16 protein-coding genes are annotated in these 13,666 nt (G+C 71.8%); 1 reads left to right on the forward strand and 15 read right to left on the reverse strand.

The features are described 5' to 3' along the window. Positions 1-80: 80 nt before the first annotated feature. Positions 81-917 (reverse strand): translation elongation factor Ts, encoded by an 837-nt coding sequence (gene tsf, locus B042_RS0102260; protein WP_028646867.1) that lies wholly within the window; start codon positions 915-917, stop codon positions 81-83. A 110-nt stretch (positions 918-1,027) separates the two neighbouring features. Next, positions 1,028-1,963 (reverse strand): 30S ribosomal protein S2, encoded by a 936-nt coding sequence (gene rpsB, locus B042_RS0102265; RefSeq protein ID WP_028646868.1) that lies wholly within the window; start codon positions 1,961-1,963, stop codon positions 1,028-1,030. Between the two features lie 278 nt (positions 1,964-2,241). On the opposite strand from rpsB, the gene B042_RS21690 reads away from it, so the two are divergent. Then, on the forward strand, positions 2,242-2,871 hold the full coding sequence (locus tag B042_RS21690) for a murein hydrolase activator EnvC (protein WP_155988831.1): 630 nt from the start codon (positions 2,242-2,244) through the stop codon (positions 2,869-2,871). On the opposite strand, the gene B042_RS0102275 is transcribed toward B042_RS21690, so the two are convergent. From B042_RS0102275 to ffh, 13 genes are all read right to left on the reverse strand, one after another. Continuing rightward, a complete protein-coding gene (locus B042_RS0102275) occupies positions 2,844-3,713 on the reverse strand; it encodes a tyrosine recombinase XerC (RefSeq protein WP_028646869.1) in 870 nt (289 codons plus the stop codon). The two genes, B042_RS21690 and B042_RS0102275, sit on opposite strands and share 28 nt — an antisense overlap. A 5-nt stretch (positions 3,714-3,718) precedes the next feature. Continuing rightward, entirely contained in the window at positions 3,719-4,072 is a 354-nt protein-coding gene (locus tag B042_RS0102280) for a RidA family protein (RefSeq protein ID WP_028646870.1), read from the reverse strand. Positions 4,073-4,205: 133 nt separating this feature from the next. Continuing rightward, the gene (gene dprA / locus B042_RS0102285) at positions 4,206-5,372 is read right to left on the reverse strand and encodes a DNA-processing protein DprA (RefSeq protein WP_028646871.1); all 1,167 of its coding nucleotides are present in this window, start codon (positions 5,370-5,372) and stop codon (positions 4,206-4,208) included. 231 nt (positions 5,373-5,603) lie between these two features. Continuing rightward, positions 5,604-7,136, reverse strand: a complete 1,533-nt coding sequence (locus B042_RS0102290) for a YifB family Mg chelatase-like AAA ATPase (protein ID WP_028646872.1) — start codon at positions 7,134-7,136, stop codon at positions 5,604-5,606. Continuing rightward, the gene (locus B042_RS0102295) at positions 7,136-7,501 is read right to left on the reverse strand and encodes a YraN family protein (protein ID WP_028646873.1); all 366 of its coding nucleotides are present in this window, start codon (positions 7,499-7,501) and stop codon (positions 7,136-7,138) included. The genes B042_RS0102290 and B042_RS0102295 overlap by 1 nt, the downstream gene beginning before the upstream one ends. Before the next feature lie 104 nt (positions 7,502-7,605). Further along, complete coding sequence (locus tag B042_RS0102300) at positions 7,606-7,932, reverse strand: DUF2469 domain-containing protein (RefSeq protein ID WP_028646874.1); 327 nt, start codon at positions 7,930-7,932, stop codon at positions 7,606-7,608. A 219-nt stretch (positions 7,933-8,151) separates the two neighbouring features. Then, positions 8,152-9,027, reverse strand: coding sequence for a signal peptidase I (lepB, locus tag B042_RS0102305; protein ID WP_028646875.1), 876 nt, complete (start codon positions 9,025-9,027; stop codon positions 8,152-8,154). Positions 9,028-9,092: 65 nt separating this feature from the next. After that, positions 9,093-9,452 carry a 50S ribosomal protein L19 gene (gene rplS, locus B042_RS0102310; RefSeq protein WP_028646876.1) on the reverse strand — a complete coding sequence of 120 codons (360 nt, stop codon included), beginning with the start codon at positions 9,450-9,452 and terminating at the stop codon, positions 9,093-9,095. Between the two features lie 184 nt (positions 9,453-9,636). Continuing rightward, positions 9,637-10,434, reverse strand: a complete 798-nt coding sequence (gene trmD, locus B042_RS0102315) for a tRNA (guanosine(37)-N1)-methyltransferase TrmD (protein ID WP_028646877.1) — start codon at positions 10,432-10,434, stop codon at positions 9,637-9,639. 10 nt (positions 10,435-10,444) lie between these two features. Then, the gene (gene rimM, locus B042_RS0102320; protein ID WP_028646878.1) at positions 10,445-10,957 is read right to left on the reverse strand and encodes a ribosome maturation factor RimM; all 513 of its coding nucleotides are present in this window, start codon (positions 10,955-10,957) and stop codon (positions 10,445-10,447) included. 130 nt (positions 10,958-11,087) lie between these two features. After that, positions 11,088-11,330, reverse strand: a complete 243-nt coding sequence (locus B042_RS0102325; RefSeq protein ID WP_017598215.1) for an RNA-binding protein — start codon at positions 11,328-11,330, stop codon at positions 11,088-11,090. Between the two features lies 1 nt (position 11,331). Beyond that, a complete protein-coding gene (gene rpsP / locus B042_RS0102330; RefSeq protein WP_028646879.1) occupies positions 11,332-11,799 on the reverse strand; it encodes a 30S ribosomal protein S16 in 468 nt (155 codons plus the stop codon). A gap of 207 nt (positions 11,800-12,006) precedes the next feature. Further along, on the reverse strand, positions 12,007-13,638 hold the full coding sequence (gene ffh, locus B042_RS0102335) for a signal recognition particle protein (RefSeq protein ID WP_028646880.1): 1,632 nt from the start codon (positions 13,636-13,638) through the stop codon (positions 12,007-12,009). Between the last annotated feature and the right edge of the window lie 28 nt (positions 13,639-13,666).

Raw genomic sequence — 13,666 nt, forward strand, 5'->3', positions numbered from 1 at the left:
CACACCCCGCTCGAACCCGCCCATATCCACCGAAGGTGCCGGGGGATCACGCTCCCCGGCACCTCCATCATGTCAAAGTCCTAGGCCTGGCCCACCTTGAAGCGGACGAAGCGTTTGACGCTCACCCCGGCCTCGTCGAGGACCTTCTGCACGGTCTTCTTGTTGTCCTTGACGAACGGCTGACCGACCAGCGTCACGTCCTTGAAGAAGCCGTTGAGGCGGCCCTCCACGATCTTGGGAATCGCCTGCTCGGGCTTGCCCTCCTCGCGGGTGGTCTGCTCCGCGATGGCGCGCTCCTTCTCCACCACGTCGGCGGGGACGTCGTCCTTGCCGACGTACTGCGGGGCCAGTGCGGCGATCTGCTGGGCGACGTCCTTGCCCACCTCGGCGTCGGCCTTGTCCAGCTCGACCAGGACGCCCATGCTCGGGGGCAGGTCGGGGTCGGACTTGTGGAGGTAGCTGGCGACGTAGGCGCCCTCGAACTTGGCGAGGCGGCGGAGCTGGAGCTTCTCGCCGATGACCGCGCCCTTCTCCTCGATGAAGGTCTGCAGGGTCTTGCCCGGCTCGATCTCGGCGGCAGCGACAGCGGCGAGGTCGTCGCTCTCCTGGTTCTCGGCGAAGTCCGCGACCTGGCCGGCCAGCTCGATGAACTGGTCGTTCTTGGCGACGAAGTCGGTCTCGCAGTTGAGCTCGATGAGCGTGGCCTTGCCGTCGCCGGCCTGCTTGAGGACGACCATGCCCTGGGCAGCGGTGCGCTCGCCGCGCTCGGCCTGCTTCTTGGCGCCCTTGATACGCAGGGCCTCGACGGCCTTCTCGAAGTCGCCGTCGGCCTCGGTGAGGGCCTTCTTGCAGGCCATCATGCCGGAGCCGGTCATGTCGCGCAGCTTCTTGACGTCCGCGGCGGTGAAGTTCGCCATGACTGTTCTCGCCAGTTCCCTTGAGTGGAGTGTCGTGGAATCGCGGGGCTGCCCGCGTGAGCCGCCCCACCGGCAGGCGATGGGGCGGCGGGATGTGACGGCCCTGGGCCCTACTCGGCGGGCTTCTCGGCCGGAGCCTCAGCCGGAGCCTCGGCGGGGGCCTCAGCGGGGGCCTCAGCGGCGGCTTCGGCCGGAGCCTCGGCAGCGGCCTCGGCCGGAGCCTCAGCGGGCTTGTCCTCAGCCGGAGCCTCAGCGGCGGCCTCGCCCTTGCCTTCGAGCAGCTCGCGCTCCCACTCGGCGAGGGGCTCCTCAGCGGGCTTGTCCCCACCGGCCGCCTCGGCTCCGGAGGCACCGGAGCGGACCAGCAGACCGTCGGCCACGGCGTCGGCGACGACGCGGGTGAGCAGGCTGACACTGCGGATCGCGTCGTCGTTGCCCGGGATGGGGTAGTCGACCTCGTCGGGGTCGCAGTTGGTGTCCAGGATCGCGACGACCGGGATGTTCAGCTTCCGGGCCTCGCTGATCGCGATGTGCTCCTTCTTGGTGTCCACGATCCACACCGCGCTGGGCACGCGGGACATGTCGCGGATACCGCCGAGGGTGCGCTCGAGCTTCTCCTTCTCACGGCGGAGGTTGAGGAGCTCCTTCTTGGTGAGCGTGGAGCCGGCCACGTCGTCGAAGTCGATCTCCTCCAGCTCCTTGAGGCGCTGGAGCCGCTTGTGGACGGTGGAGAAGTTGGTGAGCATGCCGCCCAGCCAGCGCTGGTTGACGAAGGGCATGCCGACCCGGCGGGCCTGCTCGTCGATGGCCTCCTGCGCCTGCTTCTTGGTGCCGACGAACAGGATGGTGCCGCCGTGGGCGACGGTCTGCTTGACGAACTCGTAGGCCCGGTCGATGTAGGCCAGCGACTTCTGGAGGTCGATGATGTAGATGCCGTTGCGCTCGGTGAAGATGAAGCGCTTCATCTTGGGGTTCCAGCGACGGGTCTGGTGCCCGAAGTGGACGCCGCTCTCCAGGAGCTGGCGGATGGTCACGACTGTGGCCATGACTCGGTCCTCCTTGAGGGGGCGGAGGGCTTCCTCCGCCATCGGTTGTGCCTGACGCCCCGGCCGTACCGCCGCCCCGCCGAAACGGTGCGGACCGTGGGTGCGGCCCCTCCCGGAGGAGGCGCGTGGACGTGCGAATTGTGGTCGGCCCAGCGGGCCACGGATGATTCTATCGCCCGTCGGGGATACACGGGACCTGCACTCTGTCAAGAGGAAGGGTTGTCCACAGGCTGGCGCGGCCTCTGGCGCGCCGCCTCCCGAGGTCCGACCCTTGACCCATGAGCCCACCCTCTCTCCGGTACCTGCCCCGTCTGCTCGCCGTCCTCTCGATTCCGCTGCTCTCCCTCGCCCCCGACCGAACCGCCGCGGAGGGCGTCTGGGAGTGGCCGGTGGAACCGCCCACCCCTGTGCTGCGCCCCTTCGACCCCCCCGAGGAGCGGTGGCTGCCCGGCCACCGGGGCGTCGACCTGGCCGCCGAACCCGGTGCGCCGGTGCACGCGCCCGGCCCCGGACACGTGCACTACGTCGGCGAGGTCGCGGGAACCCCGCTGGTGAGCATCGCGCACGGCCCCCTGCGCACCACCTACCTGCCGGTGGAGTCCCCCCTCGTACGGGGCGACCCGGTGCGTGCGGGCGAGGTGATCGGCACCGTCGCAGCGGAGCCGGCGCACTGCCCCGGCCGCCCCTGCCTGCACTGGGGCCTGCTGCGCGGCAAGACCTACCTGGACCCCCTGGGCCTCCTCGGCCTCGGAGAGGTCCGCCTCCTCCCCCTCACCCGGCGGGGAGAGGAGTTCCCACACGGGGGGGGTGACCCCCCTCCGACGGCGGGACCGGCCCCCGGGCCCCTCCCCCTCGAACCGGCGGGGGACCACCAGGGTGATCAGGCGCGGGGGTGGGCGCGGCGGTAGGTGTCGCGCAGCCGCTCCACCGACACGTGGGTGTACACCTGGGTGCTGCGCGGGCTTGCGTGGCCCAGGAACTCCTGGACGCTGCGCAGGTCCGCTCCCCCGTTGAGCAGGTGTGTGGCGGCGCTGTGCCGCAGGCTGTGCGGGCCCCCGTCCGTTCCGGCGGCGTGCAGGTGGGCGTGGACGTCCTCGCGGGCCTGGCGCACACCCAGCCGCCGGCCCCGGGTACCCAGGAACACCGCCGATCCGCTGGAGGGCACGGCCCACTCGGGACGCCCCCCGGTGAGCCAGGCGTCCAGCGCCTCCAGCGCGGGCACCCCGACGGGTACCGTGCGCTCCTTGGCGCCCTTGCCCAGGACGCGCACCGTGGCACGCTCCCGGTCCACGTCGTCGAGATCGAGGGCGCACAGCTCGGCCACCCGCACACCGGTGGCGTAGAGGACCTCCACCACGGCGTGGCGGCGCAGTTCCAGCGGGGAACCCGCGTGGGGCCGGGACAGCGCCTCAGCGGCCTGGTGCTCCTCCAGCACCGTGGGCAGCGACCGCCGCTGTCGTGGGGAGGCCAGGCGCGGGCCGGGGTCCGACGCAAGGACGCCCTCCCGGTACAGGTAGCGGGTGAGTGCCCGGACGGCGGCCACCCGGCGCGCGACCGTGGACCGGCTCGCGCCCGCGTCGCGGGCACGGGACAGCCACGCGCGCACCAGGGGCACGTCCAGTTCCTCGATCGGGCGGCCGTGCTCCTCCAGGTGGGCCAGGAGGGAGCGCAGGTCGGCCAGGTAACCGCGCACGGTGTGCGGCGACCGCCCCAGTTCGCCCGTCAGGTGGGCGGCGAAGTCCTCCAGCACCGCGCTCACCTCCGGGGCAGGCAGGCGACGGCGTCGATCTCCACCAGGAACCGCGGGTTGAGCAGTCCGTTCACCTCCACGAGGGTGCCCGCCGGACGCAGGTCGCCCGGCAGACAGGAGACGAGGGCGGGACGGAACTCGTCGAGGTCGGTGATGTGGCGCAGGTAGTAGGTGAGCTTGACCAGGTGGGTGAGGTCGGCGCCGTGCCGGGCCAGCACCGCTTCCATGTTGCGGAAGATCTGCCGGGTCTGGCCGGTGACGGTCCCGGCGACGCTCCCGTCGGGCGCCTGGGGCAGTTGACCGGAGACGAAGAGGAGGGGGCCGTCGGCCAGCAGAGCGTCACTGTAGGTGGCAGCCATGGCGTGAACCTACCCAGACGGACGAGACGGAACCGGTCCCGGGCGTGCCGAGGCGCTCCTCACCCGCCCGAGCCACCTGTCGGCCCCGGGCGCGCCCTGCCTCGCAGACCGACCGGGCGGCGGCACCCCACCCTCATCGCGGAACCCGCCAGCCGGCCGTGCAGCGCTCCACACGGCCGGCCGCGGCCAGCAGGCCCAGGGAGCGCATGGCCTGCTCCAGGGTGGTACCGCCGCGGGTGGCGATCGTCGCGGCACCGGCTCCGGACCGGGGCACGGCCTCCAGCACACGCGCCGTCTCCGGGTCGAGGTCGGCCGCCACCCGCAGCGGCCCCGGCCCGTGGTCCGGCAACGGCTCACCGAGCGGCGCCACGTGGGCCATCACGTCCTCGGCGCAGGTGACGCACGCCGCCTGCCGGTCCCGGAGGAGCACGTGGCAGCCCACCGAGACCGCGGAGGTGACCGGGCCCGGTACCGCCATCAGGGCCCGGTGCATCTCCAGGGCGTGCGAGGCGGTGTTGAGTGCCCCGCTGCGCCAACCGGCCTCCACGACCACCGTGCCCGGGGTGAGCGCGGCGATGAGCCGGTTGCGCACCAGGAAGTCCGGGGCGCGAGGTGTGGTGCCCACCGGGTGCTCGCTCACCAGCACCCCGTTCCTGGCAATGTCGGTGAACAGCGCGGCGTGCCCACGCGGGTAATCCACGTCCAGTCCGCAGGCCAGCACGGCCACGGTGCCCCCGACCGCCAGCGCGGCCCGGTGGGCTGCACCGTCGATCCCGTAGGCACCGCCGGAGACGGTCACCACCGAGCGTTCCGCCAGGTCGTAGGAGAGTTCGGAGGCGACGTGCCGGCCGTAGGCCGTGGCCGCCCGCGCACCCACCACGGCCACCGAGCGCAGGCAGAGGTTGCGCAGGTCGCCGCGGCCGCGCACCCACAGGCCGTGCGGACGGCTCCCCCCGTCCAGATCCAGGGCCAGGAGCCGCCCCGGCCACTCCGGGTCACCGGGGGCGACGAAGCGCGTCCCCGCCTCCGCCGACGCTTCGAGCAACGCGTCGGCGTCCACCCGCGCGGCCCGGACTCCCCACTGCCGCCAGCGCCGCGCCAGGCGCCCCTCCTCCGCTGGTGAGGGCTCCGGCCCCCCGGTGCCCGGCGGCGGAGCGCCGTCGGACAGCCGCCGCCACACCCGCTGCGCGCCGTGCTCGGCGAGCAGCGCCGCCACCCACGGATCCCCCGGCGGCACCGCCGCCGTGAGACAGGCCCGTGCCCGCGCCTCGGCCTCCTCCTCCACACTCCGTTCCGACACCGCCGGCCCTCCCTTCGTCCGCGCGGTGTACGGGCACCGCGCCTCCCCCGTCCCGCCCGACTCGCACCGTGGCCGCACCGCCTCGTGCTCTCCCGGAGCGCCCCCGCACCAACGCGGATGCTGGCCGACGCCAAGCCGTCTGCGGCCACCTGCCGAGGCGCCGAGTCCCCCGCAGCGATCCCGCTGTGCCGTCCCGTGCCGCGGCCGCACCCGACCGGCCTCGAACCGTGCTCACCACGCCCGCCCCGACCACAGGGCGAAGGCGTAGGCGGTCTCCTCCTCACCCGGCCGGTCGCGGTCCCACAGGTCGGCCAGTGTCCAGGCGACCCGCAGGGCCCGGTCCACACCGCGGGCGCTGATCTGCCCCCGGTCCATCGCCGTCCCGAGGACCCGCAGCGCCTCGGGTTCCACAGGGAACTCGCGCCGTAGGCGCGCCCCCGGAATCTGGGCATTGGTCCGCCACGGTGTGTCCACCAACCGGTCGGCGGCCCGCGCCCGGGCCTTCTCCACCCGGGCGGCGACGGTCGCCGAGGACTCCGCGAAGGCCCGGTCTGCCAGGAGTTCGGCGCGCGCCACCGGCTGGAGTTCCACCTTGAGGTCCACGCGGTCCAGCAGCGGCCCGGAGAGCCGGGCGAGGTAGCGGCGACGGTCGCCGGGCGGGCAGACGCACAGGCTGTCGGGTTTGGCGCAGGGGCAGGGGTTGGCGGCCATCACCAACTGGAAGCGTGCCGGGAAGACCACCGTGGCCGCGGAGCGGGCCAGGGCGATCTCGCCCCGTTCCAGGGGTTCGCGCAACGAGTCCAGGACCCCCCTCCCGAACTGGGGCGCCTCGTCCACGAAGAGGACCCCGTTGTGGGCCTTGGACGCCCATCCGGGCACGGGGTATCCGGGGCCGCCTCCGATGATCGAGGCCCGGCTGGAGGAGTGGTGCGGGGCGGCGAACGGGGGCGTGCTGATCAGCGGCTCCCCCGGCCGCAATGTTCCCGCCACGGAGTGGATCGCGGTGGACTCCAGCGACTCGGCCTGGGTCAGCCGGGGCAGGACCGTGGGGAGCCGTTCGGCGAGCAGGCTCTTCCCGGTCCCGGGGGAGCCCAGCATGAAGAGGTTGTGTCCCCCGGCTGCGGCGATCTCCACCGCCCTGCGTGCGACCGGCTGGCCGAGGACGTCCGCCAGGTCCACGCCCGGATCCCTCCGGTCGCCCCTGTCCGGCCGCCGCGGGGCGGACCACTGCTCGGGCTCCTCGGGCAAGTCGCCGCCGCGCAGCCAGTGGCACACGTCGGCCAGGTGGCCGGTGGCGAGTACCTCCACGCCGGGGATCAGGCGGGCCTCCGCTGCGTTGCCGTGGGCGACCACGAAGCGGTCGTAGCCGAGTTCGGCGGCGGCGATCACGGCGGGAAGGGTGCCCTGGACCGGTCGGGTCCGCCCGTCCAGCCCCAGCTCCCCGATGAGGACCGTGCGGGCCAGGCGGGCCACCGGCACCTCACCGGAGGCGGCGAGGACGGCCCCGGCGATAGCGAGGTCGAAGAGGCTGCCGGACTTGGGCAGGGCGGCCGGGGAGAGGCTGACGGTGACCTGGCCGCCGGGCCAGCGCTCACCGCTGTTGGCCACTGCGGCGCGGATACGGTCCCGGGCCTCCCGCAGGGCGGCGTCGGGCAGCCCCACCAGGGTCACGCCCGGGTTGCCGCCGCCCAGGTGCACCTCCACCTCGACGACGTGTCCCTGGACCCCCACGAGGGCGACGCAGTGGGTGCGCGCGTGCGACATCAGCCCACCCCCCGCTCGTGGGAGACGAACACGCGGGCACCGGCCAGCAGCACGCCGACGCCGTCGACGCGCAGCGGGCGAGCGGGGACGCGGTGGCGGTCCGCCCACGCTACGCCGAGCCGGCGCAGGCGGCGCCGCTTGGCGGGGGTGAGGGCCTCCAGCGGATGTCCGTAGCGCAGGGAGGTGCGCGTCTTGACCTCCGCCACGACCAGGGCGGGCCCGTCCCTGGCCACGATGTCGATCTCGCCGTCAGGGATCCGCCAGTTGCGGTCGAGCACCCGCATGCCGGCACGTTCGAGGAAGACCGCGGCCAGCTCCTCGCCGACACCGCCCAAGCGGCGGCGGTACTGTGCCCCCGTGTCCATCGGCGACCACCTCCCGCTACTACGGTCGGTGATCGGCGGTCAACGCGCCAGGGGTCCCCTCAGCCTGTGGACAACCTCAGTCACCGGCTCCCCCCGTGCGGGCCTCAGGACGCGCCCCCCTCCGGCGGCGGCACCTCCAGGTCGGACTTGGCGATCTCCTCGACGTTGACGTCCTTGAACGTCACCACGCGCACGTTGCGCACGAACCTGGCGGGCCGGTACATGTCCCAGACCCAGGCGTCCTCCATCACGACCTCGAAGTACATCTCCCCGTTCTCGGTGGAGCGCGGTTGCAGGTCGACGTGGTTGGTGAGGTAGAAACGGCGCTCGGTCTCCACCACGTAGCCGAAAAGGCCGACGACGTCCCGGTACTCGCGATAGAGCTGGAGCTCCATCTCGGCCTCGTACTTCTCCAGGTCCTCAGAACTCATGACGTGCTCGCTTTCGTCGCACTCTCCTCGGACCCCCTTCCGGCCGACGCCGCCGACTCCCGGGTGGGAGGGCGGCCCCGTGAACCGGGGGGACACGAAGGCGGCCCGGGTTCCATCATGCGGCACGAAGAGGCCGTAGTGGACCCCCTGAACGGATATTCTCCTCGGCTCCGCTGCCCCGGCACCGCCTCCCGGCACGCTCCGCGACCGGGGCGGGACTCACTGCCGCGCGCTGTCGAGGTCCTCGAAGGTCTCGGGCACCGACAGCCATCCGGCCTGGTCGAGCGGCCAGATGATGACGAAGGCCCGCCCCGCCACGTACTCCAGCGGCACCGCTCCGCCACCCGGGTCGTTCTGGTGGTCGCGCGAGTCCCCGGAGACGCCGCGGTTGTCACCCATGACCCACAGGTGCCCCTCGGGCACGGTGATCGGGCCGAACGGGTCGTGGGTCTCCAGCGCCCCCGGGTGGAGGTAGGCCTCCTCGTCCAGCGGTACTCCGTTGACCGTCACCCTGTTCTGCTCGTCGCAGCACTCCACCACGTCGCCCGGCAGGCCGATCACGCGCTTGATGTAGTCCTTGCCCGTGGGCGCGACCCCCATCTGCTGCTGCACCCACGTGAACGCCGCTGAGAACGGGTTGGTCGGCTCGGGCACGAAGGTGGCGGCGTCGTCCCAGGAGTCCTCACCGTTGAAGACGACGATCTCTCCGCGCTCGACGTCGCGGACCTCGTAGACGAGCCTGTTGACGAGGACCTTGTCCCCTATCAGGAGGGTGTTCTCCATGGAGCTGGAGGGGATGTAGAAGGCCTGCATCACCCAGGTCCTGATCACGAACGTCAGCACCAGGGCGATGGCGATGAGGATGGGCAGTTCCTTCCAGAACGACCCCTCCTTCTTGGCGCTCTCGGACTTGCTCATCTCACTGCCCGCCCCCTCTTCCGGGCCCGGACCGCCTCCCCCGGACACAGCAGCGGCTCCCGAGTACCCGTGCACTCGGGAGCCGGTTTCGGATCTGCTGTCCTCGGGACCGGACCGGGGGGACTGCCCGTCCCGGTCCTCGTCCGCCGCGCGGTCCCTGCCGTCGTCGTTGCTCATCGCCGAAAGCCTATACCGCGCGGCCTTCCGGAGCGGTGAGGTCCCGGCAACGAGCCGGAGGCGGGTTACTTGCCGACGGGCTCACGGCGCTCGCGGATGCGGGCGGCCTTGCCGCGCAGCTCGCGCAGGTAGTACAGCTTGGCCCGGCGGACACGGCCGCGGGAGACGACCTCGTACTTCTCGATGGCCGGCGTGTGGATGGGGAAGGTGCGCTCCACGCCCACGCCGTAGCTCACCTTGCGGACCGTGAAGGTCTCGCGGTTGGCCGCGCCCTGGCGACGGATGACGACACCCTTGAAGACCTGGGTACGGGTGCGGTTGCCCTCGGTCACGCGCACGTGGACGTTGAGCGTGTCACCGGGACGGAAGTCCGGGACGTCGGTGCGGAGCTGAGCCTTTTCGAGCTCCTGAATGGCGGTGTGCATCTGTCATCCTCATCGGTAGCGCTCCACGTCCTGCCCCGCCCGGCGGTGCCGGGAAGGGGAACGCGGGCGGGGCCCTGGACCCTGGATCTGGAGTCCGACTGTCGAACCGCCCGGGTGACCGTCACAGAGGCCGACGTCGGTCCGGCGGCATGCGGATGCGGCCGGTCACCAGGGGGGAACTCACCTAGTCTGCCACATCCCCGCGGCCGACCCGAACGCCCTCTGCTTCGAGAACCTCCCGGTCACGCCGGTCGAACGCCTCCTCGGGCGTGTCCCGCACCAGGTCGGGCCGGTTGCGCGCGGTCTTGCGCAGGGCCTGGTCGCGACGCCAGCGGTCGACGGCCCCGTGGTCACCGGAGAGCAGGACCGGTGGGACCGCACGGCCGCGCCACTGGGCGGGCTTGGTGTAGACGGGGCCCTCGACGAGGTGCTCCATCCCGCCGGAGGCGAACGAGTCCTGGACCGCCGACTCCCGGTTGCCGAGCACGCCGGGAAGCAGCCGGGTGATCGCCTCGACCATCACCAGGGTGGCGGACTCCCCGCCGTTGAGCACGTAGTCGCCGATGCTCAGCTCCTCCACCGGCATGCGCAGTGCGGCCTCCTCCGCCACCCGCGCGTCGATCCCCTCGTAGCGTCCGCACCCGAAGACCAGGTGTCCCTCGCCTGCCAGGCGTTCGGCGTCGGCCTGACGGAAGGGGCGTCCGCTCGGGGTCGGCAGGACCAGCCGCGGCGGACGGCCCTCCCCCTGCAAGGGGCCACCCGTCACCGCGTCGATCGCCTCACCCCACGGCTCCGGTTTCATCACCATGCCCGGTCCGCCGCCGCAGGGGGTGTCGTCGACGGTGTTGTGCCGGTCGTGGGTCCATGAGCGCAGATCGTACACGCGCACGTCGAGCAGTCCGGCCGCGCGCGCCTTGCCGATCAGCGACAGTTCCAGGGGGGCGAAGTAGTCGGGGAAGATACTGATGATGTCGATGCGCATGCGCGCCCTCTCACTCTGCGAGGTCGAGCAGGCCGGGCGGCGGATCGATGACGATCCGGCCCCGGGCCACGTCGACCTCGGGGACCAGGGCGGCCACGAACGGCACGAGCGTCTCACGCCCGTCCCCGGTGGTGACGGAGAGGACGTCCTGCGCCAGGTGGAGGACGTCCGACACCCGGCCGACGGGCTCGTCGGCGGTGGTCACCACGTCCAAGCCAATGAGTTCGTGGTCGTGGAACTCGTCGGGGTCGTCAGTCGGCGCAAGGTCGGCGGAGTCCACCAGCAGGGTGGTACCGCGCAGCGCCTCCGCGGAGTCGCGGCCGACGTGTCCCTCGAAGCGCGCGAGGGACTTCCCGCTGTGGCGGCGGAACGCGGCGACGGTCAGCGGCCCCCGGTCGGCCGGGTCGGTGGCGAGTACGGAGCCGACGGCGAACCGCTCCTGGGGGTCGTCGGTGCGCACATCGACGACCACATCGCCGCGCACCCCGTGAGCACGGCCGATCCGACCCACTACGAGCAGCATGGGGCTGTGCCCCTCCCTCTGGTGTCCGGCCCGGCTCAGGACCGGGACGACGGAGCCCGAGGCTCGTGGGAAGCGGCCCCGGGCACGGCGGCGGGGCGCCGCCCTTGCGGGCGGCGCCCCGAGAGGCGTGTCAGCGCACCTCGTGAAGATCCAGCAGGTCCACACGGACGTAGCGGCCCCCGGCAAGGGAACCGATGACGGTCCGCAACGCCTTGGCGGTGCGGCCGTTGCGGCCGATCACCTTGCCCAGGTCGTCGGGGTGGACCCGCACCTCCAAGACCTTGCCCTTGCGGAGCCTCCTGGCCCTCACCTGGACGTCGTCGGAGTTGGCAACGATCCCCTTGACGAGGTGCTCAAGCGCCTCTTCCAGCACGTCAGGCCTCGCCCTCGGACTTCTCTGCCTCGGCGGCGGCCTCGGCGGGCTTGTCAGCCTTCTCCGCCTTGTCCGCCTTCTTCTCGGACTTCCTGCCCTTGCCCTTGCCCTCGGCGCCCGGGAGCACGAGCTCCTTGAGGGCGGCCTGGAAGGCGGCCTCCTTGGCCTCGGGGTCCTTGGGCTCGGCCACCTTCAGCGGCGCCGGAGCGGGCAGACCCTTGAACTTCTGCCAGTCACCGGTCTTGCGCAGGAGAACCTTGACCGCGTCGGAGGGCTGGGCACCCACGGACAGCCAGTACTGCGCCCGCTCGGAGTCGACCTGGATCAGGCTCGGCTCCTCCTTGGGGTGGTACTTGCCGATCTCCTCAATCGCCTTGCCGTCACGCTTGTTGCGAGCGTCGGCGACGATGATGCGGTACTGGGGCGTACGGATCTTGCCCATACGCTTGAGCTTCAGTTTGACAGCCACTGGAGTGGTCTTCTCCCGGTCAACGGTGCGATCTGCCCGGCGGCGGGCCGCGTGGGGTTGCGGCGCGCGTTGGGGCTGACGTGGGCGACCGACGAGTTAGAGGGCTGGCCGGTCACCGTTAGTCGACTCCCCATTGTGCCAGACACCAACGGGTTCCTCTGCCAGGAACCCGACCGCGCACGGTCACACATCCGACGGTTGGTTGGACTACTTCTTCCCGCCCTTGCCCTGACCGAGTGTGAAATCCGACAGGTCCGGCATGTTGGGCCCGCCGAAAGCGGGCGGGAGCTTGGGCTGGCCGGACCCGCCCGCACCGCCGCCCAACCCCGGAGGCAACTGCGGCTGGCCGCCGCCCTCCTCCTGGCGGCGCCGGCGCTGTTCGGCACGCTCGGCCTCCTGCTGGCGGGCCTTCATCGGGTTGCCGCTGCGCTGCTTGCCCTTCTTCGCCTTCTTGGCCTGGGCCTTGGCCTTCTTGCGGTTGCCACCGCCCCCCATGCCCGGCATGCCCGGCATGCCGGGCATGCCGGGCATGCCGCCGCCCTCCTTCATCTTGCGCATCATCTTCTGCGCCTCGAAGAACCGGGTGACGAGGCCGTTGACATCGCTGACCTGCGTCCCCGAACCGTTGGCGATGCGCAGTCGGCGCGAGCCGTTGATCATCTTGGGCTGGGCGCGCTCAGCGGGGGTCATCGACCGGATGATCGCCTGGATGCGGTCCAGGGACTTGTCGTCGATGCTGTCGATCTGCTCGCGCATCTGCCCCATGCCGGGCATCATGCCGAGCAGGTTCCCGATCGGCCCGAGCCTGCGGACCATCGACATCTGTTCGAGGAAGTCGTCGAGCGTGAAGTCCTCGCCCGAGGCCATGGTCGAGGCCATCTTCTCGACCTCGGCCTCGTCGAACGTGCGCTGCGCCTGTTCGATCAGGGTGAGGACGTCACCCATGTCCAGGATGCGCGAGGCCATCCGGTCCGGGTGGAAGAGGTCGAAGTCGTCCAGCTTCTCGCCGGTGGAGGCGAACATGATCGGACGGCCGGTGAGATGGCGGATGGACAGCGCCGCGCCGCCGCGCGCGTCACCGTCGAGCTTGGTGAGCGCGACGGCGTCGTAGCCGACCCCGTCGAGGAAGGCCTGGGCGGTGTTGACCGCGTCCTGGCCGATCATGGCGTCGACGACGAAGAGGATCTCGTCGGGCTCGACCGCGTCACGGATGTCCGCGGCCTGCCGCATCATCTCGGTGTCCACACCGAGGCGGCCCGCGGTGTCGATGACGACCACGTTGTGGTTGTTGCGGCGGGCGTACTCGACGGAGTCCCGGGCCACCCGCACGGGATCGCCCACGCCGTTGCCCGGTTCGGGGGCGAAGACCGGCGCGCCCGCGCGCTCGCCGACCACCTGGAGCTGGGTGACCGCGTTGGGGCGCTGGAGGTCGGCGGCGACCAGCAGCGGGGTGTTGCGCTCCCCGGCCAGCCACTTGGCGAGCTTGCCCGCCAGGGTCGTCTTGCCGGCACCCTGAAGGCCGGCAAGCATGATCACGGTGGGCGGGTTCTTGGCGTACCGGACCTGACGGGTCTCGCCGCCGAGGATCTCGACCAGTTCCTCGTTGACGATCCTGATGACCTGCTGTGCCGGGTTGAGGGCCTTGGAGACCTCCTCACCGCGGGCACGCTCCTTGACCCGTGCGAGGAACGCGCGGACCACCGGCAGTGCGACGTCCGCCTCCAGCAGCGCGAGACGGATCTCGCGCGCGGTCGCGTTGATGTCCTCCTCGGACAGGCGCCCCTTGCCGCGCAGAGAGGAGAAGACCGATGTCAGCCGGTCGGAAAGCGTCTCGAACACGAGTGTGGCCAGTCCTTCGTCTCGGAAT

Source organism: Nocardiopsis sp. CNT312 (assembly GCF_000515115.1).
Taxonomy (GTDB): domain Bacteria; phylum Actinomycetota; class Actinomycetes; order Streptosporangiales; family Streptosporangiaceae; genus Nocardiopsis.

Excerpts from the sequence above, each read along its gene's own strand:
- tsf (WP_028646867.1), bottom strand. The coding sequence starts at position 917 with ATGGCGAACTTCACCGCCGCGGACGTCAAGAAGCTGCGCGACATGACC.
- rpsB (WP_028646868.1), bottom strand. The coding sequence starts at position 1,963 with ATGGCCACAGTCGTGACCATCCGCCAGCTCCTGGAGAGCGGCGTCCAC.
- B042_RS21690 (WP_155988831.1), top strand. The coding sequence starts at position 2,242 with ATGAGCCCACCCTCTCTCCGGTACCTGCCCCGTCTGCTCGCCGTCCTC.
- B042_RS0102280 (WP_028646870.1), bottom strand. The coding sequence starts at position 4,072 with ATGGCTGCCACCTACAGTGACGCTCTGCTGGCCGACGGCCCCCTCCTC.
- B042_RS0102290 (WP_028646872.1), bottom strand. The coding sequence starts at position 7,136 with ATGTCGCACGCGCGCACCCACTGCGTCGCCCTCGTGGGGGTCCAGGGA.
- B042_RS0102295 (WP_028646873.1), bottom strand. The coding sequence starts at position 7,501 with ATGGACACGGGGGCACAGTACCGCCGCCGCTTGGGCGGTGTCGGCGAG.
- B042_RS0102300 (WP_028646874.1), bottom strand. The coding sequence starts at position 7,932 with ATGAGTTCTGAGGACCTGGAGAAGTACGAGGCCGAGATGGAGCTCCAG.
- lepB (WP_028646875.1), bottom strand. The coding sequence starts at position 9,027 with ATGAGCAACGACGACGGCAGGGACCGCGCGGCGGACGAGGACCGGGAC.
- rplS (WP_028646876.1), bottom strand. The coding sequence starts at position 9,452 with ATGCACACCGCCATTCAGGAGCTCGAAAAGGCTCAGCTCCGCACCGAC.
- trmD (WP_028646877.1), bottom strand. The coding sequence starts at position 10,434 with ATGCGCATCGACATCATCAGTATCTTCCCCGACTACTTCGCCCCCCTG.
- rimM (WP_028646878.1), bottom strand. The coding sequence starts at position 10,957 with ATGCTGCTCGTAGTGGGTCGGATCGGCCGTGCTCACGGGGTGCGCGGC.